Origin of the sequence: Microbacterium sp. H83 (assembly GCF_001650405.1) — a bacterium.
Taxonomy (GTDB): Bacteria; Actinomycetota; Actinomycetes; order Actinomycetales; family Microbacteriaceae; genus Microbacterium.
In genome coordinates this window covers 30532-51579 of the sequence record NZ_LWCU01000013.1, presented here as the reverse complement: position 1 = coordinate 51579, position 21048 = coordinate 30532, and the positions used below count along the sequence as shown (strand labels likewise).

The 21048-nt window shown below is 69.8% G+C and carries 26 protein-coding genes; 13 read left to right on the top strand and 13 right to left on the bottom strand.

The genetic code is table 11. From position 1 onward, the window contains the following. Positions 1–9 precede the first annotated feature (9 nt). Positions 10–954 carry a quinone oxidoreductase family protein gene (locus tag A4X16_RS07350; protein ID WP_067118644.1) on the top strand — a complete coding sequence of 315 codons (945 nt, stop codon included), beginning with the start codon at positions 10–12 and terminating at the stop codon, positions 952–954. A 4-nt stretch (positions 955–958) separates the two neighbouring features. Here the strand turns inward: A4X16_RS07350 and A4X16_RS07345 are convergent, their stop codons facing one another. Genes A4X16_RS07345 through A4X16_RS18255 form a run of 4 tightly spaced genes read right to left on the bottom strand, consistent with a single transcriptional unit; the run spans position 959 to position 3316 of the window. Next, entirely contained in the window at positions 959–1243 is a 285-nt protein-coding gene (locus A4X16_RS07345; RefSeq protein WP_067118641.1) for a WXG100 family type VII secretion target, read from the bottom strand. Continuing rightward, positions 1240–1725, bottom strand: coding sequence for a hypothetical protein (locus A4X16_RS07340; RefSeq protein ID WP_067118636.1), 486 nt, complete (start codon positions 1723–1725; stop codon positions 1240–1242). The genes A4X16_RS07345 and A4X16_RS07340 overlap by 4 nt, the downstream gene beginning before the upstream one ends. Further along, positions 1722–3014: a putative T7SS-secreted protein gene (locus A4X16_RS07335; protein WP_067118633.1), complete on the bottom strand. Its 1293-nt coding sequence runs from the start codon at positions 3012–3014 to the stop codon at positions 1722–1724. Before A4X16_RS07335 ends, A4X16_RS07340 begins: the two co-directional genes overlap by 4 nt. After that, the gene (locus A4X16_RS18255; RefSeq protein ID WP_067118630.1) at positions 3014–3316 is read right to left on the bottom strand and encodes a hypothetical protein; all 303 of its coding nucleotides are present in this window, start codon (positions 3314–3316) and stop codon (positions 3014–3016) included. The genes A4X16_RS07335 and A4X16_RS18255 overlap by 1 nt, the downstream gene beginning before the upstream one ends. A 174-nt stretch (positions 3317–3490) precedes the next feature. Between A4X16_RS18255 and A4X16_RS18250 the strand changes: the two genes are divergently transcribed. The 6 genes from A4X16_RS18250 to A4X16_RS07300 all read left to right on the top strand — a co-directional run bounded on the left by A4X16_RS18250 (position 3491) and on the right by A4X16_RS07300 (position 8400). Next, a complete protein-coding gene (locus A4X16_RS18250) occupies positions 3491–3988 on the top strand; it encodes a PLP-dependent transferase (protein WP_067118625.1) in 498 nt (165 codons plus the stop codon). Between the two features lie 285 nt (positions 3989–4273). Next, positions 4274–4888 (top strand): LLM class flavin-dependent oxidoreductase, encoded by a 615-nt coding sequence (locus A4X16_RS07320; RefSeq protein ID WP_231880298.1) that lies wholly within the window; start codon positions 4274–4276, stop codon positions 4886–4888. A gap of 37 nt (positions 4889–4925) precedes the next feature. After that, on the top strand, positions 4926–5921 hold the full coding sequence (locus tag A4X16_RS07315; RefSeq protein WP_067118623.1) for a Gfo/Idh/MocA family protein: 996 nt from the start codon (positions 4926–4928) through the stop codon (positions 5919–5921). Then, on the top strand, positions 5914–6930 hold the full coding sequence (locus tag A4X16_RS07310; protein ID WP_067118619.1) for an NYN domain-containing protein: 1017 nt from the start codon (positions 5914–5916) through the stop codon (positions 6928–6930). Before A4X16_RS07315 ends, A4X16_RS07310 begins: the two co-directional genes overlap by 8 nt. A gap of 37 nt (positions 6931–6967) precedes the next feature. Beyond that, on the top strand, positions 6968–7597 hold the full coding sequence (locus A4X16_RS07305) for a DUF4166 domain-containing protein (protein ID WP_067118616.1): 630 nt from the start codon (positions 6968–6970) through the stop codon (positions 7595–7597). A gap of 56 nt (positions 7598–7653) precedes the next feature. Next, complete coding sequence (locus A4X16_RS07300) at positions 7654–8400, top strand: DUF1731 domain-containing protein (RefSeq protein ID WP_067118709.1); 747 nt, start codon at positions 7654–7656, stop codon at positions 8398–8400. Here the strand turns inward: A4X16_RS07300 and A4X16_RS07295 are convergent. The 3 genes from A4X16_RS07295 to A4X16_RS07285 are packed head-to-tail and all read right to left on the bottom strand — an operon-like array spanning position 8397 to position 9987. Beyond that, entirely contained in the window at positions 8397–8777 is a 381-nt protein-coding gene (locus tag A4X16_RS07295) for a PLD nuclease N-terminal domain-containing protein (protein WP_067118613.1), read from the bottom strand. The genes A4X16_RS07300 and A4X16_RS07295 overlap by 4 nt on opposite strands. Positions 8778–8828: 51 nt before the next feature. Beyond that, complete coding sequence (locus A4X16_RS07290) at positions 8829–9758, bottom strand: aldo/keto reductase (RefSeq protein ID WP_067118610.1); 930 nt, start codon at positions 9756–9758, stop codon at positions 8829–8831. A gap of 10 nt (positions 9759–9768) precedes the next feature. Then, a complete protein-coding gene (locus tag A4X16_RS07285) occupies positions 9769–9987 on the bottom strand; it encodes an XRE family transcriptional regulator (protein WP_157560018.1) in 219 nt (72 codons plus the stop codon). 94 nt (positions 9988–10081) lie between these two features. Between A4X16_RS07285 and A4X16_RS07280 the strand changes: the two genes are divergently transcribed. The 3 genes from A4X16_RS07280 to A4X16_RS07270 are packed head-to-tail and all read left to right on the top strand — an operon-like array spanning position 10082 to position 11505. After that, positions 10082–10459, top strand: coding sequence for a helix-turn-helix domain-containing protein (locus A4X16_RS07280; protein ID WP_231880297.1), 378 nt, complete (start codon positions 10082–10084; stop codon positions 10457–10459). Between the two features lie 42 nt (positions 10460–10501). Next, positions 10502–10894 (top strand): ImmA/IrrE family metallo-endopeptidase, encoded by a 393-nt coding sequence (locus tag A4X16_RS07275; RefSeq protein WP_067118603.1) that lies wholly within the window; start codon positions 10502–10504, stop codon positions 10892–10894. An 8-nt stretch (positions 10895–10902) separates the two neighbouring features. Continuing rightward, positions 10903–11505, top strand: a complete 603-nt coding sequence (locus A4X16_RS07270; RefSeq protein ID WP_067118600.1) for a GNAT family N-acetyltransferase — start codon at positions 10903–10905, stop codon at positions 11503–11505. 4 nt (positions 11506–11509) lie between these two features. Here A4X16_RS07270 and A4X16_RS07265 read toward each other — a convergent pair whose 3' ends face one another. Further along, complete coding sequence (locus tag A4X16_RS07265; protein WP_067118597.1) at positions 11510–11713, bottom strand: hypothetical protein; 204 nt, start codon at positions 11711–11713, stop codon at positions 11510–11512. A 107-nt stretch (positions 11714–11820) separates the two neighbouring features. On the opposite strand from A4X16_RS07265, the gene A4X16_RS07260 reads away from it, so the two are divergent. Continuing rightward, complete coding sequence (locus A4X16_RS07260) at positions 11821–12432, top strand: flavodoxin family protein (RefSeq protein WP_067118594.1); 612 nt, start codon at positions 11821–11823, stop codon at positions 12430–12432. A 3-nt stretch (positions 12433–12435) separates the two neighbouring features. Here A4X16_RS07260 and A4X16_RS07255 read toward each other — a convergent pair whose 3' ends face one another. Next, positions 12436–12765 carry a DUF7882 family protein gene (locus A4X16_RS07255; protein WP_067118591.1) on the bottom strand — a complete coding sequence of 110 codons (330 nt, stop codon included), beginning with the start codon at positions 12763–12765 and terminating at the stop codon, positions 12436–12438. A gap of 58 nt (positions 12766–12823) precedes the next feature. Here A4X16_RS07255 and pgi point away from each other — a divergent pair, with 58 nt between their 5' ends. Both pgi and A4X16_RS07245 read left to right on the top strand, forming a co-directional pair. Further along, entirely contained in the window at positions 12824–14503 is a 1680-nt protein-coding gene (gene pgi / locus A4X16_RS07250) for a glucose-6-phosphate isomerase (RefSeq protein WP_067118588.1), read from the top strand. 14 nt (positions 14504–14517) lie between these two features. Beyond that, on the top strand, positions 14518–15783 hold the full coding sequence (locus tag A4X16_RS07245; RefSeq protein ID WP_067118583.1) for an FAD-dependent oxidoreductase: 1266 nt from the start codon (positions 14518–14520) through the stop codon (positions 15781–15783). A gap of 25 nt (positions 15784–15808) precedes the next feature. On the opposite strand, the gene A4X16_RS07240 is transcribed toward A4X16_RS07245, so the two are convergent. Genes A4X16_RS07240 through A4X16_RS17765 form a run of 4 tightly spaced genes read right to left on the bottom strand, consistent with a single transcriptional unit; the run spans position 15809 to position 20982 of the window. After that, positions 15809–16435, bottom strand: coding sequence for a DUF5134 domain-containing protein (locus tag A4X16_RS07240; protein ID WP_067118580.1), 627 nt, complete (start codon positions 16433–16435; stop codon positions 15809–15811). A 58-nt stretch (positions 16436–16493) separates the two neighbouring features. Continuing rightward, on the bottom strand, positions 16494–18752 hold the full coding sequence (locus tag A4X16_RS07235; protein ID WP_067118577.1) for a heavy metal translocating P-type ATPase: 2259 nt from the start codon (positions 18750–18752) through the stop codon (positions 16494–16496). Continuing rightward, positions 18749–20812, bottom strand: coding sequence for a cytochrome c oxidase assembly protein (locus A4X16_RS07230; RefSeq protein ID WP_082914346.1), 2064 nt, complete (start codon positions 20810–20812; stop codon positions 18749–18751). The genes A4X16_RS07235 and A4X16_RS07230 overlap by 4 nt, the downstream gene beginning before the upstream one ends. After that, positions 20809–20982, bottom strand: coding sequence for a hypothetical protein (locus A4X16_RS17765; protein WP_157560016.1), 174 nt, complete (start codon positions 20980–20982; stop codon positions 20809–20811). Before A4X16_RS17765 ends, A4X16_RS07230 begins: the two co-directional genes overlap by 4 nt. Between the last annotated feature and the right edge of the window lie 66 nt (positions 20983–21048).

Sequence of the window (21048 nt, the reverse complement as noted above, 5' to 3'; positions counted from 1 at the left end):
CCTGAGGGCATGGCTCGCGCGATCGTCTACACAGAGTTCGGTTCCCCTGATGTGCTGCACGAGATGGAGGTGCCGGATCCGATCGCGCTGAGCGGCGAGGCCGTGGTGCGCATCGAGGCGGCGGGCGTGAATCCCATCGATGCCAAGCTCCGCGCCGCGAAGCGCCCGTCTCCGCCCATCGAGGAGCCGCGGGGCGTCGGCTTCGACGGCGCCGGAGTCATCGAGGCGCTCGCCGAGGACGTCGACGGGTTCGTCGTCGGCGACCGCGTCGCGATCCGCGACACCCGCGGCACCTATGCGAGCCTGCTCGCCGTGCCGGCGGAGCATCTCGTGCTCCTCCCCGACGCGGTCACCGCCGCGGAGGGCGCGGGCATCGGCATTCCCGCGGGCACCGCGTACCAGTCGCTGAAGTCGCTCGACGTGCAGGCCGGCGATGTGCTGCTCGTGCACGGCGGGTCGGGGTCGGTGGGCCAGGCCGTGGTGCAGTTCGCCGTCGCGTGGGGCGCCACGGTCGTCGCGACCGCGAGCCCCGCGCGCCACGATCTGCTGCGCGAGCTCGGGGCCATCCCGGTGGCGTACGGCGACGGTCTGATCGACCGCGTCCGTGAGGCGGCGCCCGAGGGCGTCACCGTCGTGCTCGACTGCGCCGGCACCGACGAGGCGATCGAGGCGTCGCTCGCGCTGGTCGCCGACCGCGAACGCATCGCGACCATCGTGCGCGGTCCCGATGCGGCGTCCTTCGGCATTCGCGCGTTCTCCGGCGGCGCACCGCAGCCGCTCACGGAGCAGGAGCTCGCCTGGCGGGCCGAGGCTCTGCAGGCGACGGTCGACCTGCTCGCGGCAGGCGACTTCACGATCGAGCTCGGGCCCGAGCTCCCCCTCGCCGAAGCGGCGCAGGCTCACGAACTGGTGGAGTCCGGTGCCGCCTCGGGGAAGATCGTCCTGATCCCGTAGAGCCTCAGGCCCAGATCCGGGTGGCCGTGTCGGCTGTGGCCAGGGAGAGGGAGTTCGCGGCGATCAGGCGGCGGGTGGCCTCGGCCAGCAGCACCTTCATGCGTACGATCGCTCGGGACCACTCCTGCTGGGCGCGGTCGTAAGCTCGCTGCGCCTCTCCATTCCATGAGGAAGTCAGGCGCGCGGCTTCGGAGTCGAGGGTGGCGAGTTCATGCTCGAGGGCTTTCACGGCGAGCGCGAGCTGGGCGATGGTCTGCGCGACGCCGTCGTGACGGAACGAGACCTTCATCGCAGCTCCGAGAGTTCGTGAGAGAGGTCCAGCTCGCGCAGCACGTAAGGCTGCGCGACAGTATCGGTGAGGTAGTAGGTGTAGAAGATCAGCGCGGCCTCGTCCGCGGTGAAGACCTCGTTCGAGAACACCCGCACCGCCCGGTCGGCGCTGATCGGGATGAGGGTGGTCGTGCCGTCCGCGGGCTCGGATCTTCCGACCGTGTAGAGGTGGCTCTCGCCGTCGGGGCCGGGAAGCCGCGCCTCGACAGTCATCGCGTCGGCGGATCCTGCAGCCTGCATGAACGAATCACTCGCCCGATCGCGAAACCCGACGAGGCTATCCGGGTCCGCTCCCCTCCAGATCGCGTACGTGTACTCGTTCTCAGCATCCAGGCGCCGAAGCATGAGACGCAGGTGTTCGGGCGCGGGGCGTCTATCGCCCGTGATCCACCCCATCTGACCGCTCGTGAACTGCTGGGCGTGAGTCCTGTGGTTGGTCACGGCACAATCTCAATCTCCACTCGTGTGACGAGGATCTCTTCCCCATCCAGGTTTCCGCGGGCGGGTGTACCCCCGGCAACGCCTTCATCGAACTGTCGCTGCGTGCTGCCCGGTCTGCTGTATCCCTCGATAGCGGTTCCGGACTTCACTTCGATTCCGGTGTACGTGTTGGGGCCATCATCATTCTTCACCAGGCCGTCGTACGTCCGCCCGTTCTGCGGCGAGCCCTCGTAGTCGACTTTCGCTTTGGAACGAATCACATCGGTCCCTTCCCGGTCCATATACTCATCGAGCCCGATCCGCTCCTTGTCGACCCAGGGCGGACTGCCCTCGCCCTTCGCGAACTTTCCCTCGTAGTCTCGGCGGTCACCACGGTCCAGGCCAGGAATGCGGTCTCCGGTCGTGTGGCTCTCGGTGGACCAGCGTCCAGCAGCGTCGCCGATCATCGCCGCGCCGACGCCAGCGACGCCCACACCCGCGACCACCAAGCCAGGCGCTCCGGCGAGCGCCCCCACGCCGGTGACGGTGAGTCCGCCTCCACCGACAGCGAGCGCCGCACCACCGAGGAACGCGGCAGCTCCGCCGAGGAGCTCGAGGATGATGTCGGGATGCTCCCACAGCGTCTGCGCGGAGACTGCGAGCATGTGCATCGTCGCCTGGAACGGCTGCACGACGGCGAGGTCGACGATCGCCTCGGTCATCACGTGCTGCGCGTGCGTCGCTGCTTCCGCGTCGGTCAGTGGCATTCGCGCCGCATCCGCGGCCTCGTCGAGCCTGATCGCGCAGTCCCGTGCGTAGACCTCGAGAGTCATCCGCGCGTTGAACAGCACCTCGCGCGCCTTGTCGTGTGCGGGACCGGAGGGATCGACGAACGGCACCTCCGCCTCGGGATGCCGCAGCCCCTGCCCGACACGCAACTCCCGCATACGGGTGCGGTGGGCGGTCAGCGCCGCGGCGGCCTGTTGCTCCGCCTCATTCCACAGACTGATCGCGCGGTCGGCTTCGTCCTGCGCCCATTGCAACGCATCGGCCCAGGTGAACAGCGCGCTGGCCCCCGACCGAAGCCACTCCCCTGCCCGCTTCCAGTGCAGCAGCTGGCGCTCGAACCGGTCGAGGTATGCCTCGTAGGCGGAGCCTTTCCACGTGCCGTCGTCGTCCAACTTCGCGAGCTCGTCGCGCACTCGGGTCGCTTCAGCGCCGCGCGCCTTCCACTCCGCCGCGGTCGCCCGGGCATCGGACACCGAGCCCGGTACGAGATCGATCGCGGACTGCGTCTGCCCCAGCTCCATCAGCCGTCCCAGATCATCGCGTCGATCTCGGCCTTCGCCGCATCGGTGCCCTCATCGAAGACGCGTGCGGTCGTGTGCAACCGTTCGGCGAAGTCCTCGGTGTCGGTCACTCGGGCAGCGAGTCCCTCGGACCAGGCAGAACCGAATCCCGACGCGGCCGTGGCCACCCACTCGTGGCCAGCGTCGCCGGGGGCCGCCACCGTGAAGGAACTCAGCCCTCCGACGGCTCGGCGAGCTTTCGACGCCATGGCCCGCAGCACGTCGGTGTCGACGTCGTAGAAGGTGCCGCTGCCGTTGGCCATGCGCCGACATTAGCAAGCGCTACGTCGTCATATGAGGACGCCAAGAGATATCCCGATACTCTCGCGGCGTGGCCGCTCGGCGGCGTCGTGGTCGACCTCGGCACGTTCGACGCCGGCGCGGAGCCCGCCCGGTAGCCCCAGTTCACCCGCCCCTACAAGCGAGTCGGCGATCTGGTGCTCTGGGAGCGCTTCGGCATCGCTGTCGCGTTCAACGCGTGGCAGATCCTGCAGGGCGTCGAGACGCTCGATCTGCGGGTCGCCCGCCAGAGCGCGACGGCCCTCGCGCTGGCGCGGCACCTGGCGCAGCATCCCGCCGTCGCCGCCGTGCACCACCCGGGGCTCGAGGACAACCCGTGGCACGCGAACGCGCAGCGATACCTGCCCCGGGGCGGACCGTCGGTGTTCTCGTTCGACCTGGCGATCCCGGAGGACGCCGAGACGCAGCGGAAGGTGGCGCACGTCGTCGACGGTCTGCGCGTGATCCGGCTGGTCGCCAACATCGGCGACGCCCGGAGCCTCGTGAACCACCCCGCATCCATGACCCACTCGCACCTCACGCCGGCTCAGCGCGCCGCCGCCCGCATCTCCCTCACCACGATCCGGCTCTCCGCGGGACTCGAGGATCCGGCCGATCTGATCGCCGACCTCGACCAGGCGCTCGCACCGGCCTGACCCTCTTCCCTCCCCCACGACCACACGACCACAGGAGCACCACGATGGCCCTCGATCTCGGGTACTGGACGCCGGTGTACGGCGGGTTCCTCCGCAACGTCGCCGACGAGGGCCGGATGGCCGCCACCTGGGAGTACATCCGCGAGGTGTCGGTCACGGCCGACCGTCTCGGCTTCCACACGACCCTCGTGCCCGAGCTCTACCTGAACGATCGCAAGGGCGTGGACGCGCCGAGTCTCGAGGCGTGGTCGCTGTCGGCGGCGATCCTCGCGGTCACCGAACGAGGTGCTGAACGGGCTCTGGGAGCACACGCCGTTCTCGTTCGACGGAGCCCACTACTCGCTCGACGGCACGATCGTCGAGCCGAAGCCCTCGTCGCACCCGGTGATCTTCGCCGGCGGCGAGAGCGAGGCCGGCCGCGAGTCGATCGCCGGGTTCGCCGACGCGTACGTCATGCACGGCGGCACGCTCGACGAGGTGCGGGCGAACGTGACGGACATGAACGCACGGTCGGAGCGACTCCACGGACGCCCGATCGCCGAGTTCGGGATGCCGGCGTACGTGATCGTGCGGGACACCGAGGCCGAGGCCCGACGCGAGCTCGAGCGGATCACGACCGTCGACCCCGACTCGCCCGGCTACGCCTCGTTCGAGGAGTTCCAGCGCAACTCGAAGCTGTCGCTCGAGCTCACCCGGCGCGAGTACTCGGTCGGCACGCGCGGGCTGCGTCCCGACCTCGTGGGCACCGCCGAGCAGGTCGCCGAGCGCATCCACGAGTACGCGGATGCCGGCATCACCCTGCTGCTCGTCCAGGCCTCGCCGCTCGACGAGGAGCTCGAGCGCATCGCCGAGCAGGTCTTCCCCCTGGTGCCGCAGCGGTCGCTCGCCGCGGCACGCTGAACGCCCGGCCGTCGGCGCGACCCTCTACGCTGAGACGATGACTGGTCTTCGTTGGGGAATCCTCGCGACCGGCGGCATCGCCGGCTCCTTCGCATCCGATCTGCGCACCGCAGGGCTCGACCTCGTAGCCGTCGGCTCGCGCTCTCAGGAGTCGGCCGACGCCTTCGCGGCGCGCTTCGACATCGCGCACGCCCACCCGTCGTACGAGGCGCTCGTCGCCGACCCCGACGTCGACATCATCTACGTCTCGACGCCGCACCCGATGCACCACGAGAACGCGCGACTCGCCCTCGAGGCCGGCAAGCACGTGCTCGTCGAGAAGGCGTTCACGCTGAACCGCGCCGAGGCCGACGATCTGCGCACGCTCGCCGCCGAGCGCGGGCTGCTCGCGATGGAGGCGATGTGGACGCGGTACCTGCCGCACATGGTGCGCATCCGGGAGATCATCGCCGCGGGCTCCCTCGGCGAGATCCGCGCCGTGAGCGCCGACCACACGCAGCTGCTCCCCTCCGATCCCTCGCACCGGCTGAACGCGCTGGAGCTCGGCGGCGGCGCGCTCCTCGACCTCGGGATCTACCCGATCTCGTTCGTGTGGGACATCCTGGGCGCGCCCGCCGACGTCCGAGCGGTCGGCCGTCTCGTCGAGACCGGGGCGGACGCCGAGGTCGCCACGGTCATGACTCATGCGGGCGGCGCGGTCTCCACGACGCTCTCCTCCTCCCGCGCCGCGGGTCCGAACGTCGCGAGCGTCATCGGCACCAGGGCGCGCATCGACATCGACACCGTCTGGTACACGCCCACGACCTTCCGCGTGGTCGGGCCCGACGGCGCGGTCATGGAGGAGTACGCCTCCGAGGTCGACGGACGCGGCATGCAGTTCCAGGCCCTGGCGGCCGAGCGCCTCGTGGGCGACGGCCTTCTCGAGGGCGACATCCTCCCGATCGCGGAGAGCGTCGCGATCATGGGCACGCTCGACGAGATCCGCGCCCAGATCGGAGTGCGGTACCCGAAGGAGGGGCGGACCGATGGCTGAGGCGACCGACGCCCGCGTGGCGGTGTACCTGGACTTCGACAACATCGTCATCTCCTGGTACGACCGCGTGCACGGCCGCAACGCGTACGGCAAGGACCGCCAGCGCATCGCCGACAACCCCGACGATCCCGAGGTCACCGAGCGTCTCCGTCGCGCGATGATCGAGGTGGGCGCCATCATCGACTACGCCGCCTCGTTCGGCACTCTCGTGCTCACGCGCGCCTACGCCGACTGGTCGGCGCCCGTGAACGCGGAGTACCGGTCGCAGCTGGTCGCGCGCGCCGTGGACCTCGTCCAGCTCTTCCCCGCGGCGGCGTATGCCAAGAACGGCGCGGACATCCGCCTCGCGGTGGACGCCGTGGAGGACATGTTCCGGCTCCCGGATCTCACGCACGTCGTGATCGTCGCCGGCGACAGCGACTACGTGCCCCTCGCGCAGCGGTGCAAGCGTCTCGGCCGGTACGTGATCGGCGTCGGGGTCGCAGGCTCGACCGCGAAGTCGCTCGCCGCCGCCTGCGACGAGTTCGAGGCCTACGACTCGCTGCCGGGCGTGGTCCGACCGGTGAAGTCCGCCGCACCTCCCGAGGTCGTCGCCGAGCCGGTCGCCGAGCCGGTGGCGGAGCCCGCCGCCAAGGCGAAGTCGCGTCCTCCCGCGAAGACGACCAGGGCGGCGAAGTCGCCGACCAAGGCCGAGGAGCGCCGGATCGAGGAGCAGCGCAAGCTCGAGGAGCAGACCACCCTCGACGAGCAGACCTCGCTCGACGAGCAGGGCGAGGCGACCAAGCTGCTGCAGCGCGCGCTCCGGCTCGGGCACGGCAAGGCGGACGCCGACGAGTGGCTGCACAGCTCGGCGGTCAAGACGCACATGCGCCGCATGGACCCGTCGTTCAGCGAGAAGGCGCTGGGCTACCGCTCGTTCTCCGAGTTCCTGAAGTCGCGCGAGAGCATCGCCGAGCTCGAGGAGACCGGACACGAGAGGCTCGTGCGGCTCCGCGAGGCGACCGCCTGAGGCCGTTCAGTCGGTCGACTATCCGTAGGCTGGAGCGGTGACCGACGCCGACTCCGCCTCCGCCTCGCCGTACGAGCGTGCGCTCGGGACGCGCATCGCGGAGCTGCATCCGAAGACCGCGTGGTACTTCCGCACCATCCCGCCGGGACACGTGGGCGTGGGGCGCGGGACCTTCACGACGGCGGGATCGCGGCACCGATGGCTCCGGCCCGCGTTCCGCATCGCCGAGGCTCTCGGCGTCGCGTTCGCCGGATGGGAGCGCGACGTCCCGTTCCGCATCGAGAACCGCACGGTCGACGGCCGCGCCGACGCCGTCCGTCACTTCGAGCTGCCCGGGCGCACCTGGGTCATGCCCGACACGGTCGCGCTCGGCCCGAACGGCGTCCTCCGCAACGAGATCGGCCCGCGGCGCACCGTCGTCACGACGTTCGACATCGACGTGCGCGACGGCGCGGTGGTGCTGACCATCCGCAGGGTGGGCCTGCGCCTCGGGCCTCTGCGGCTGGCGGCGCCGGCGTTCCTCCGCCCGCGCATCGGACTCGTCGAGCGATGGGACGACGAGCGCGCACGCCACCACGTCGCCATGACCATCGACGCGCCGCTCCTCGGCCGCGTCTACGAGTACATCGGCTTCTTCGAGTACACGATCGAGAGCGAGACCGCGTGACCGACCACATCGACGCACCCGGCGGCCGGGTCGTGATCGGCGGCTCGACCGGCTTCATGGGCCGATACCTCGTGCCGCGATTCCGGGCGGCGGGCCGTGAGGTCGTCACGATCTCCCGCACCGGAGCCGACATCGCCTGGGGCGATCAGGACGCCGTCGACGCGGCTGTCGACGGCGCCTCCCTCGTGATCGGACTCGCCGGGGGCGGGGAGATCGGCTCCGGCTTCTCGGTCGAGGTCGCGAAGGCCTGGGAGCGCGCGCTGTTCGCCGACGATCTGCCGTCGACCCGCCGTGTGGCTCTGCGCAGCGCGATCGTGCTGGGCCACGGCGGGGTGCTGAGGCCCTTGCGCACTCTCGCGAGGCTCGGGCTCGGCGGCGCCCACCACGACGGTCGCTGGCCGGTGAGCAGGGCACGTCGCGCAGCAGGCACCGGGCACGTGTTCGGCGCCGCTCGCGGCCGTCAGCGATTCAGCTGGGTGCACATCGAGGACGTGGCCCGCATCATCGACTTCCTCGAGCAGCACCCCGAGCTCGACGGCTCGATCAACGCGGCCTCTCCCCATCCCGTCGACGACGCCGCCTTCATGGCGACCGTGCGGCGAGTGCTCGGCGTGCGCATCGCGTTTCCGATGCCGCGGTGGATGCTGGAGCTCGGCGCGATCGGCATCCGCACCGAGACGGAGCTGGTGCTGAAGAGCCGATGGGTCCTCCCCGAGACGCTCACCGCCGCCGGCTTCGCCTTCGCGCACCCCGAGCTGGAGGGTGCCGTCCGCGAGTCGTTCGACCGCGAGCAGAGCGCCTAGCCCGCTGCGGGCTCCTCACCCTCGTTCCTGCGCTTCTCGATCTCGGCCCGCAGCCGCCACTCCTCGATCTCGCGGTCGAGGTCGGCGATCTGCTGCTCGGTCGTCCGCGTGTCGATGGGAGGCGCCGGAGCGGGCGGCGGCCCGGGCTGCGGCGACGGCCGTCCGGCAGGACGCATCCGCGGGATCCGGAGTCCCGCCTCCGAGTACTCGCGGCCGATCGCGAACCACAGCAGACTGCCGATCAGGGGCAGCAGCACCACGATGACGAGCCACGCGAGCTTCGGCAGGAACCGCACCTGGGAGTCCTCGCGCCGGATGATGTCGATCATCGCGCCGACCATCAGCGCGATGATGAGGAGCGAGAACAGGAACGGCATGTGTTCAGGGTAGACGACGGCGAGCCGCCGCGGCTCGGCGGTTCGCGGCGGTCAGGGAAGCAGATGCCCCGCCGCGCGGAACAGCTCGTACCACTCGGCGCGCGTCAGCTCGATCTCGGCGCCCGCCGCGGCATCCTGGACACGCTGCGGCGTGGTGGTGCCGAGCACGACCTGCATCTTCGCGGGATGCCGCGTGATCCACGCCGTCGCGATCGCGATCGGCGAGACGCCGTGGGAGGCCGCAAGACGGTCGATCACCGCGTTGAGCTCGGCGTACTCCGGGTTGCCGAGGAAGACGCCCGTGAAGAACCCGCCCTGGAACGGCGACCACGCCTGCACCGTGATGCCGTTGATGCGGCAGTACTCGACGATGCCGCCGCCGTCGCGCACGACGCTCTGCGGCTCGTCGGCCATGTTCATCGCGATCGGCTGCGCGATGATCGGCGCGTGCGTGATCGACAGCTGCAGCTGGTTCGCCACGAGCGGCTGGTCGACCGCGGTGCGCAGCAGATCGATCTGGCGCGGCGTGTGATTGGAGACGCCGAAGGCGCGCACCTTGCCCGCCGCCTCGAGCTCGTCGAATGCGCGCGCGACCTCCTCGGGCTCGACGAGCGCATCGGGGCGGTGCAGCAGCAGCACGTCGATGCGGTCCGTGCGCAGCGCCGTCAGCGACCCCTCGACCTGGCGCATGATGTGGTCGTACGAGAAGTCGAAGGACCCCTCGGCGGGATTGATGCCGCACTTCGTCTGCAGCACGATCTCGTCGCGCTCCGCAGCGCCGAGCTGCAGCGCCTCGGCGAAGCGCGACTCGCAGAGGTGCATGCTCCCGCCGTAGATGTCGGCGTGGTCGAAGAAGTCGATGCCGGCTCCTCGAGCGGCGTCGTAGAGCTCGCGGATCTGCGCGTCGTCCTTGTCGTCGATGCGCATCATGCCGGCGATGACGGCGGGGGCGGACGAGGTGCCGAAGGGAACGGTCTTCATGGCTCCTACGCTAGCGCCCGCTCGGCAGCAAGGCGGAGACGGGAACGTCGAGCGCGGCCGCGATCTCGGCCAGGTCCGTGATCGTGAAGTCGTGGTCTGCGTCGAGTCTGCGTCGCAGGGAGTCGAGCGAGAGGGACGTCTGCGCGGCCAGCCACTCGGGCGTCCGCCCGGCTCGGGTCAGAGCGGCGGCGACCGCGGATGCCACCATTCGTCGCGTATGTGTCGTCACCCATAGACAGTAACGCCGCACACGGACGCATTCAAGCTGATCAGAGCGCAATATGACGGCATCCTGGCGTCGCGCCGGTGCTATCGTGACTCACGTGAAGACACCGGCCGAGCACTACAACGCCGCCGTGGGTCGCCAGCTCCGCGCGGAGATCGGGGCCGCGGGCAGCAGCATCGCCGCCATGGCGCGCGAGATCGGCATCGCCCGCAGCGCCCTGGACAACTACGTGACCGGCAAGCGCGCCATCCCGGTCCCCGTCGTGTACGCCGTGAGCGCGGCCGTCGACGTCGAGCCGTACATGGTGCTCAGCCGGGCGGAGGAGCGGCTCCGCGCGGAGGCGGGTCGGCGCTCCGCCACGATCACTCCTCTGCGCCCGCGCTCCGATGTCCCCGGCACCCGCGATAATCGCCCAGAGGTCGCCTTCGACTCCGACGTCGCGCACGGTGACGACACCGACGACCTCTACGACTGACACGCTGCGGGCGATCGCCACGCACCACCACCGGGAGGACGCATGGATCGTCTCCTCCGCCTGGTCGAGGAGCACGGCCTGCGTGTGATCGAGCGCCCCGGGCCCTCGTGCGGCGGGTTCGAGCCGACGACGTCGACCATCCGGCTGGCACCGGGCATGAGCGCACGGACGGCGTGCAGCGTGCTCGCGCACGAGCTCGCGCATGCCGTGCTCGGCCACGCGCCGACCGCCGACCCCGTGCTGCGCGCGCGACAGGAGCACCGCGCCGACGAGTGGGCGGCGCGCCAGCTGATCACGCCCGGCGCGTACGCCCAGGCGGAGCGAGTGCGGGGCCCGCACCTCGCGAGCCTCGCCTTCGAGCTCGGCGTCACGGTCGAGATCGTGAGTGCCTACCAGCGGATGCTCGTCCGCGCCCACCCGCTCGGCGCTGATTGAATGTCAGCATGACGTTCCGCATCACCCCGGCGCCCCTCACCCTGACCGGCCGGCTCGTCGAGCTGCGCCCTCTCGAGAGATCGCACCACGACGGCCTGCTCGACGCGCTGCGCGAGGGCGACCTGTGGAAGAACGCGTGGTACACGTCGGTGCCGTCGCCGGAGGGCCTCGAGGCCGAGATCGACCGCCGGATCGGCCTCGTGGCCACGGGCGGGATGATCCCGTTCACCGCGTTCGACGCCGAGGGACGCACCCTCGGACTGACCTCGTACTACGACATCGTCGACGACGTCCCTCGACTCCACATCGGCTATACCTGGAACCGGCCGTCGGCCCACGGAACCGGCACCAACGCCGAGTCGAAGCTCCTGCTGCTCCGACACGCCTTCGAGGAGCTCGGGGTGTACCGAGTGGGTCTGACGACGCAGTGGGTGAACTTCCAGTCCCGTGCGGCGATCGAGCGGCTGGGGGCGAAGCAGGACGGCGTGATGCGTGCGATCAGCCGGTACCGCAACGGGGCGCTTCGCGACAGCGTCGAGTACTCGATCATCGAGCCGGAGTGGCCCGCGGTGCGCGCGACGCTCGAGGCCAGGCTCGCGCGACGCGCCTAGAGCATCACTCGGTGGCGTTGCCCGACCAGTTGTCGTCACGACGCGTCGCCGAGCCGCGCTGACGCATGGCGAAGGCGAGCGCGAGGCTGACGGCGAGGATGCCGGCGACGAAGACGAGCCCCTGGAAGTCCGGGATCGACTGCGCAAGACCCAGCAGCCAGAACCCTCCGAGGAAGAGGACCAAGAAGAAGATGAAGCTGAGGATCACGGGGTCTCCTGACTGAACGGCGGGGTCTTACCAGGATATCTCTAGCGCAGGCGGGCTCCGCGCAACAGCCCCTGTTGCCGCGTCCCGCGGCGTGATGGGGTCGACGCATGAGCGAACGACTGACTGCCCTGGCGATCTCCTGCACCCTCAAGCCCTCCCCCGCGGAGTCGAGCACCGACCTGCTCGCCTCGCAGATCCTGGCCGCCCTCGCGACCCATGGCGTGACCGGCGAGACCGTGCGCGCGGTGGACCTGGCGATCAGCCCCGGCGTCGAGGCCGACATGGGCGAGGGGGACGAGTGGCCGACGCTGCGCACGAAGGTCCTCGCCGCGGACATCCTGGTCTTCGTGACGCCCACGTGGATGGGTCAGCACTCGAGTGTCGCCCAGCGCGTGCTCGAGCGGCTCGATGCCGAGCTCGGCGAGACGGACGACGACGGTCGACCGATCCTGTTCGACAAGGTCGCGATCGCCGGCGTCGTCGGCAACGAGGACGGCGCGCACCACATCTCGGCGATCCTCTTCCAGGCGCTGAACGATGTCGGGTACACCGTGCCCGCGCAGACGTCGGTCTACTGGAACGGCGAGGCGATGCAGGGCGTCGACTACAAGGATCTCCCCGAGACGCCCGAGAAGACGGCGGCGGCGACGGCGACCGCTGCGCGCAACGCCGCCCACCTCGCGCGGATCCTCAAGGCCGAGGCGTACCCCGCGGAGTAGAGGTCAGGCGGGCACGCCGCCGTCGACGACGCTCGTCTGCACGTAGTCGTCGATCACCAGCTCGCCGGAGGCGTTGAGGGTGCGCATCATGTCCTCGACACGGCGCTTCTCGATGGGCTGGTGGTCGCCCGACTGGAAGAGGAACTGCAGCGGGATCGCGGGATGGACCCACACCGTGACGCGTCCCGGATCGCCGCCCTCGCGAGGGCGCCAGGTCAGCATGAAGCTCTCCTGGCGGCGCAGCTTCGTGCCGATGATCACCTTGAGGTGCGCGAGCGTCTCATCGTCGATGAGGATCGGCTCGGAGGTGCCGTCGTACCGCAGTCGTCCCATGAGGAAACAGTACCCCGCCGGGGCATCTCCCCCGCGCATCCAGCGGTACCGTGGAGCCATGACCGCTCCCGTCGATCCGACACGCACATCCGCCTGGTCCGAGCTCACGCAGCTGCACGAGGGGCTCGCCCCCGATCTGCGGTCCTGGTTCGCCGCCGATCCGCAGCGCGTCGACCGCCTGTCCTTCCCGCTGGCGGACCTCCACGTCGACCTGTCGAAGAACCTCGTGACGGATGACGTCATCGCCGCGCTCCTCCGTCTGGCGGAGCAGACGGGCGTCGCCGAGCGTTACGCCGCCATGCTCGCCGGCGAGCACCTCAACACCTCCGAGGACAGGGCGGTCCTGCACACGGCGCTGCGGCGCCCGCAGGGCGCGGAGCCCGCCCTCACGGTCGACGGGCAGGACGTCGACGTCGACGTCCAGTCCGTGCTCGCCTCGCTCTCGGCCTTCGCAGACCGCGTGCGCGGGGGCGAGTGGCTCGGAGTCACCGGCAAGAAGGTCACCCATGTCGTGAACATCGGCATCGGCGGGTCCGACCTCGGCCCCGTCATGGTCTACGAGGCGCTGAAGCCCTACGCGGATGCCGGCATCCAGGCGCGCTTCGTGTCGAACATCGACCCGACCGACCTCGCGCAGAAGACGGCCGACCTCGACCCCGAGACGACGCTCTTCATCGTCGCCTCCAAGACGTTCACGACCCTCGAGACGCTGACCAACGCGCGCCTCGCGCGGGACTGGCTGTGGGCGGGTCTCACGGCATCCGGGGCGATCTCTGGCGACGACGACTCCCGCACCGACGCCGTCGCGCACCACTTCGTCGCGGTGTCGACCGCCCTCGACAAGGTCGCGGCGTTCGGCATCGATCCCGTCAACGCGTTCGGGTTCTGGGACTGGGTGGGCGGCCGCTACTCGGTCGACTCCGCGATCGGCCTCTCGCTCGCCATCGTGCTCGGACCGGATGCGTTCCGCGACCTGCTCGCCGGATTCCACGCGGTCGACGAGCACGTGCGCACCACCCCGCTCGAGCGCAACGTCCCGGTGCTCATGGGGCTGCTCAACGTCTGGTACGTCAACTTCTTCGGGGCCCAGTCGCACGCGGTGCTCCCCTACGCGCAGCAGCTCAGCCGCTTCCCCGCGTACTTGCAGCAGCTCACCATGGAGTCGAACGGCAAGTCGGTGCGCTGGGACGGATCGCCGGTCACGACGGACACGGGCGAGGTGTTCTGGGGCGAGCCCGGCACGAACGGTCAGCACGCGTTCTACCAGCTCATCCACCAGGGCACGCGACTGATCCCCGCCGACTTCATCGCGTTCGTCAACCCGGCGTACCCGCTCGAGGACGGCGAGCAGGACGTGCACGAGCTGTTCCTCGCGAACTTCCTCGCCCAGACGAAGGCGCTGGCGTTCGGCAAGACGGCGGAGGAGGTCGAGGCGGAGGGCACCACCGGCGCCCTCATCGCCGCCCGCACGTTCGCGGGCAATCGGCCGACGACCTCGATCTTCGCGCCGGCCCTCACCCCGCAGGTACTGGGTCAGCTCATCGCGCTGTACGAGCACATCACCTTCACGCAGGGCACGATCTGGGGCATCAACTCGTTCGACCAGTGGGGTGTCGAGCTCGGCAAGCAGCTCGCGATGCAGATCGCGCCCGCCATCGGCGGAGATGCGGATGCCGTCGCCGCGCAGGACGCGTCGACGAGGGCGCTGCTCGCGTACTACGCCGCGAACCGGACGTAGGGGCGGCCGGCGTCATGCATGACGTGGTCGTGATCGGCGCCGGACTCGCGGGCCTGCGCTGCGCGGGGCTCCTCGCCGACGCCGGGCTCGATGTCGTGGTGATCGATGCGGGCGATGCGGTCGGCGGACGCCAGCGCACTGACCTGGTTGACGGCTTCCGGGTGGATCGCGGCTTCCAGGTGCTCAACCCGGCGTACCCGGCACTCCGTCGCAGCGTCGACCTGGACGCCCTGGCGCTCGGGAGCTTTCCCGTCGGAGTGCGGGTGCGCACCGACCACGGGATGGCCGAGCTGCGGCATCCGTTGCGGCATCCGCTGTCGATCCTCACCACGCTGCGCAGCGGCCTGCTGAGCACTGCGGATGCCGTCGCACTTGCCCGCTGGGCGGCGCCGGCGCTGGTACAGCCGCTGTCGCGCCTCGCCCAGGATGACGTGTCCCTCCGCGAGGGATGGGACGCGGTGGGGCTCCGGGGCCCGCTGCGCACCGCGGTGCTCGCGCCGTTCCTCGCCGGGGTGATCGCCGAGGACCGCGGCACGACGTCGAACGCGTTCGCTCGGCTGCTCCTGCGGTACTTCGCCCTCGGTCGCCCCGGCCTCCCCGCCGAGGGGATCGCCGCGGTGCCCGAGCAGCTGGCCGCACGTGCGCGCACAGCCGGCGCCGACATCCGTCTCCGCGCTCGGGCCGAGCGGGTGTCCGTGGTCGGCGAAGGCGTTCGGGTGGACCCGCGCGGCGGCGATGCCGTCCGCGCCCGTCGCGCCGTCGTCGCGGTCGGACCGGATGCCGTCGCCGACCTCACCGATCTGCCGCGACCGGCGACGAACGGCCTGCAGACGTGGTGGTTCGCCGCCGACGAGCCGCCGACCGCCTCCGCGCTGCTCGCCGTCGACGGCCGCGGCCGCGGTCCCGTGGTGAACACCGTCGTGATGACGCACACCGTTCCGTCGTACGCTCCGGCCGGACGCCACCTCGTCGCCGCGACGTGCCTGCTTCCCCACGACGGCACCCTTGCGACGGAGGAACAGGTGCGTCGGCATCTGCGCGAGATCTGGGATGCCGATGTCGGCGCCTGGGACCTGCTGCGGAGGGACGACATCGTCGACGCGCTGCCGGCCCAGCCGGCGCCCCTGCAGCCGGCGCGATCGCCGCGCCACGCGGAACGCCTCTACATCGCCGGCGATCACCGCGACACCGCCTCGATCCAGGGTGCTCTCGCGTCGGGCGAGCGTGCCGCACGCGCAGTCCTCGCCGACGCGGGGTCAGCGCGACGCGCCGCACCATGACGATGCATCCGCACAGCCTGGCCAGTCACCCGTTCATCAGAATGAGCATGACGCCCATGCCTGCGGCCATGACGATGTGGCAGGTGGCGTGCAGGCGGTGGTGGCGGCTGCACGCCAGCCGGTAGAGCCACCAGAGCATGGTCGCGGCGCTGAGGGCGACGAAGAACACGTTGACGATATCGGCCCACATGGGGGTGCCCATCATCATCGGACCGACCGTGGTGTCATCCATGGGCATCTGTCCGCCCATGTCCATCCCGGAGTCCATGTCGTGGCCCATGTTCATTCCGGCCATCAGCAGCGGCATCGCGGCGAGCATCCAGATCATCGCCGCGTTCAAGATGAGATGCCCGAGCAAGCCGATGCGGGCGGGAGCATTGCGAGTGCGCCCCAGGAGCGGCAGGAGGGCGAGGGTGAGGGCTGTGAACACGGCGACCTGGATCCACAGCGCCAGCTCGGATTCCATCGACCATGACATCCAGATCATCGCAGCGGACATCAGGATGTGATTGACATCGACGAGGATCTCGCCGTCGAACGGTCCCTTCCGCCCACGGGCACGCGCGAGTCGAGGCATCAGGTCGATCAGGCACACCAGGCCGGTGAACACGAACGCGATGGTCAGGATGAGATTCCATGGAGCAGCGATCACTCCGCCAGTGTACTACAAGTTGTAGATATAGCTGCGCCTGTTCCCGCGCGCGGCGGCCTCAGTCGCCGCCGCTGCGGCGAAAGTTCTGCAGGCGGAGACTGTTGTAGACGACGAGGACAGAGGACAGCGCCATCGCGCCGGCTGCGATGAGGGGGTTGAGCAGTCCGGCGGCCGCGATGGGAATCGCGGCGATGTTGTATCCGAAGGCCCAGCCGAGGTTGGTCTTGATGGTGCGCAGTGTGCGGCGGGAGAGTCCGATGGCGTCGGGGATGACGGCGAGGTCATCACGGACGAGGATGACATCGGCGGACTTGAGGGCGATGTCGGAGCCGGAAACCACGGCGAGTCCCAGGTCGGCGGCGGCGAGGGCGACGGCGTCGTTGATGCCGTCGCCGACCATCGCCACTCGCTCCCCCTTCTCTTGCAGGCTGCGGATCGCATCGGCCTTCTGGGCGGGCATCACCCCGGCGAGCACGGTGTCGATGCCGAGGCGGGCGGCGACGCTCGCGGCCGCGGCCGGGGTGTCGCCGGTGAGGAGGACCGTCTTCATCCCTTGGGCATGCAGGGCGCGGACAGCGGTGCGGGCGTCGGGTTTGATGGCATCCCGCAGCCCGATCCGGCCGAGGTGGACGCCGGCACGGGCGACGTGCACGGACGTCTCAACGGCCTGGTCGACGCCGCCGCCGTCGAGCGCGTCCGCCTCAGCCGGCACGGCGATGCTCTGCTCGAGCAGGAATGCACGGTTGCCGACGAGAACCTCCTCACCGCGGATCTGGCCGGAGGCGCCGCGGCCCGGATGCGCCGTGAACCCCTCGACCGGATCGAGCTCGATGCCGTGCCTCTCGGCCGCGGCTGTGATCGCACGGGCGATGATGTGCTCCGAGCCGCGCTCGATCGCCGCCGCGGCGCCGAGGAGCTCCAGCTCGGCGACGCCATCCGCGGGGGTGAGCTGGTGGGCGGTCATCGCTCCGGTGGTGAGGGTGCCGGTCTTGTCGAGGACTACGGTGGTGATCGTGCCGCTGGCCTCGAGGGCGTCCTGTCCCTTGACCAGGATGCCGAGGGTCGCGCCCCGGCCGATACCGACCATGAGAGCGGTCGGGGTCGCCAGTCCGAGCGCGCACGGGCAGGCGATGATGAGCACCGAGATGCCGATCCCGAACGCGTGCTCGAAGGAGGTCCCCGCGAGCATCCATCCGGCCACGACGAGCATCGCCAGGACGATCACCGCGGGTACGAAGTAGCTCGTGACTCTGTCGACGAGGGTCTGCACTCGAGCCTTGCGCGCCTGGGCCTGCTCGGCCAGCGCGGCCATCTGCGCGAGCTGGGTGTGCGCACCTACCGAGGTCGCCCGCACCTCCAGGCGCCCGTTGGTGCTGATCGTGCCGCCGACCACCGCATCACCGGGTGCGAGGTCTGCGGGAACGGGTTCGCCAGTGAGCATGCTGGTGTCCACGGCTGCGGCCCCTTCGAGGATCACGCCGTCGGCGGGAACGGTCTCCCCCGGCAGGACGACGAAGACGTCGCCTGCGTGCAGCGTCGTGGCGGGCTGGACGGTCTCGGTGTCGCCGGTGCGGATGCGGACGTGAGTGGCGGCGAGCTGGTTCAGCGCGCCGAGCACGTCGCCGGCCTTGCGGCGGGAGCGGGTCTCGAAGTAGCGGCCGGCGAGCTGGAAGGTGGTCATCCCGGCGGCGACGTCCAGGTAGATGGAGTTCGCCCCCTCGGGCGTGACGCCGAACCCGAGCCAGTACCCGGCGCCGTCCTGTCCCAGACCGAACAGGAGGGTGGCGACCGCCCACCCGAACGATGCCGCGATACCGAGGGAGACGAGCGTGTCCATGCTCACGGTGCCGTGTCGCAGGTTGCGCAGGGTCGCCTTGTGGAATGGCCAGGCCGCCCACCCCACGATCGGCAGTGCCAAGAGGAGACACACCAGTTCCCAGCCGGGGAAACGCCATCCCGGGACCAGGGCGAGGACGATGGTGATGTCCATCAGCGGGACGGTGAGGATCGCCGAGATCAGCAGTCGTCGTCGCAGCGAGCTGATTCGGACCTCGGTGGCACGACGGGACCAGGCGTCGTCCGCCTCATCGTGCGGATGCGCTCCGTAACCGGCCTTCTCCACCCGGGCGACCGCCTCGTCGATGCGATCCGGGGACAGCCCGGCGACCAAGGCGCGTTCGGTGGCGTAGTTGACGCTCGCGCTCACCCCCTCCAATCCGTTCAGGGCGCGTTCGACCCGACCTGCGCAGGCGGCGCAGGTCATTCCGGACACGTCCAGCTGCACGGCCTCGATCACAGGCGCCGGCGTAGTGGTCATGTGTCGTTCTCCTCGGCGTTCCCTGGCGAGGGTCGCGCGGCTCCTCGCGCGGCCAGCTGCTCCAGCATCCGGTTGTACTGGTCGAATTCGTCGTCGCGACCGGTGTCCAGGTGCCGGTCCTTGCGGCGGGCGTCTTTCGCATCCTGTCTGGACCATTGGATTCCCAGCGCGATGATCACCAGCAGCAGCGGGATCTCGCCCCCGGCCCACGCGACCCCGCCGGCGAGATACTGCGCGGCGCGCAGGTCTGACCAGGGCAGACCGAAGTACCGGTAGAAGTTCTCCGCGATCAGGATGTCGCCGGTCATGAGGATCACCCCGAAGAACGCGTGGAACGGCATCGCGGCGAGCACGAAACCGAGCTTGCCGATGTGCGGCAGCGGTCGCGGGGGACGGTCGACGCCGATGACGAGCGCATAGAACAGGTATCCGGCGATCAGGAAGTGCACGTTCATCAGCTGGTGCGCCCAGTGGAAGCGCATGTACTCCCCGAAGATGCCGGTGAAGTACAGCCCGTAATAGGAGCCCACGAACAAGATGAATACGACGAGCGGGTTGAACAGGATCCGCAGCACCGGCCAGTGCAGCGTCCACGTGATCCAGTCGTGCAATCCGGCCGGCCGGGTCGGATCGGAGCGGGTCGCGCGCAGCAGCAGCGTGATCACTCCGCCGAGGACGAGGAGGATCGGGGCGGCCATGTTCAGGCTCATATGCACGATCATGTGCACCCCGAAATCCGGGGCGGAGTACTTCCCGAACCCCGAACTGGTCACGAACACCACCACGGCCCACCCGGCGATCCACGCGACCGTCCGCCCCACCGGCCATGCGTCCCCCCGGCGGCGCAGGCTGCGCACGGCCCACAGATACACGGTGATCGCGGCGATCGCAGCGGCGAGGAACAGGATGTTCGGCCGCCACTGCGTGAAGAGCACCCACGCGGTGGGCGGATCGGGAACATCGAACCCGAGGAACACCTGTGAGATGCTCGTCGGAACGAAATACTGCGGCGGAGGGATCCGGGTCATCGCCGCAGTGACGCCCAGCCACCCGCCGATCGCGATCGTCGCCACGGTCAGGAGCCCCGTGATCCGCCGTGCGGTCAGCCGGCCCCGCCGGCCCCACACCCACCCGGTCGCGGTCGCTGTGACCACGATCAGCAGACACAGTCCGCGTACGAGGATCTGCCACCCGGTGACCGAGTCCAGCAGCCCGGAGCCGGCGAGCTTGAACCAGGCCAACAGCAGATCGCTGGCCATGATCACTGGCAGCATCACGATCAGCGTCTTTCCCAGCCGGGCCAGGATCGCGGGTTCGATCAGCCTGCCCGTGAGGACACGGACGCTCCCGACGAGCAGCAGCCCGAATGCCGCGCTGGCCAGCAGTGTCTGGTAGATGCCCCCGTCGCTGCCGAGGTCATGGTTCGGCCCGACCAGGATCTGCCCCACCACCACCGGCGCCAGCACGCCGAACACCGATGTCCACAGAGGAATCAGCAAACCCGTCCACCGGTCAGCGAACATGCTGGCCGCGAAAGTCACCGACGCCGCGACGAATGCCACCGTCCATGCTTTCGGGAACGCGCTCGCGTCGTACAGGAACGAGATCGCACCTGGCTCTCCCAGGCGCGAGAACGGAATCCCAGTGCTGTCCAGCATCTCGAACAGCACCATCGCGCCGGCCGATGTCGCCCATGCCGCCGAGGCGACCTGCAGCACGGTCAGCTCGACCGTCTCCTGGATTCGCGCCGCGTCCCGCCCGCGCACGTTCCGAAAGAACAGGATCCACAGCACCGCGCCGACGGTGATGGTCGACGTCAGGTCGGCGATACCCTGCCCGATCGCGGTGGAGATCCCCACGTCCATGCCAGGGAAACTGGTGAGCAGTCGGTCATAGGGGGCTTCCCCGGCGATGATCGTGGTGACCACCGCCGGTGTTATGGCGAGTGCCGCCACGAGCGCGGTGATCAGGATCAGCGGCCGCCACACGGGACGGGTGATCCGGCGGTCAGACGGGGAGGGCGCGGCGAGTGCGGGCGGGGTCGGGGTCGGATCGGTCACAGTCGGTCGGTTGTCCCTGACATCACCGGATAGCCGGCATCGGCGACCCCGATCACTCCCGGCACGCCGCCGAGTTCTGCCCGCAGCGCCTGCGCGCAGTGCGCGCAGGTCATCCCATTCACGACGGATTCGGACTCATCCATACCCACCATGCCCTTATCGTCACGCACCTTTCAACTCTACAAGATGTCCGAGAAGACGATGCTGGGAGGAGGTCATGCATCGTGGCGCGATCG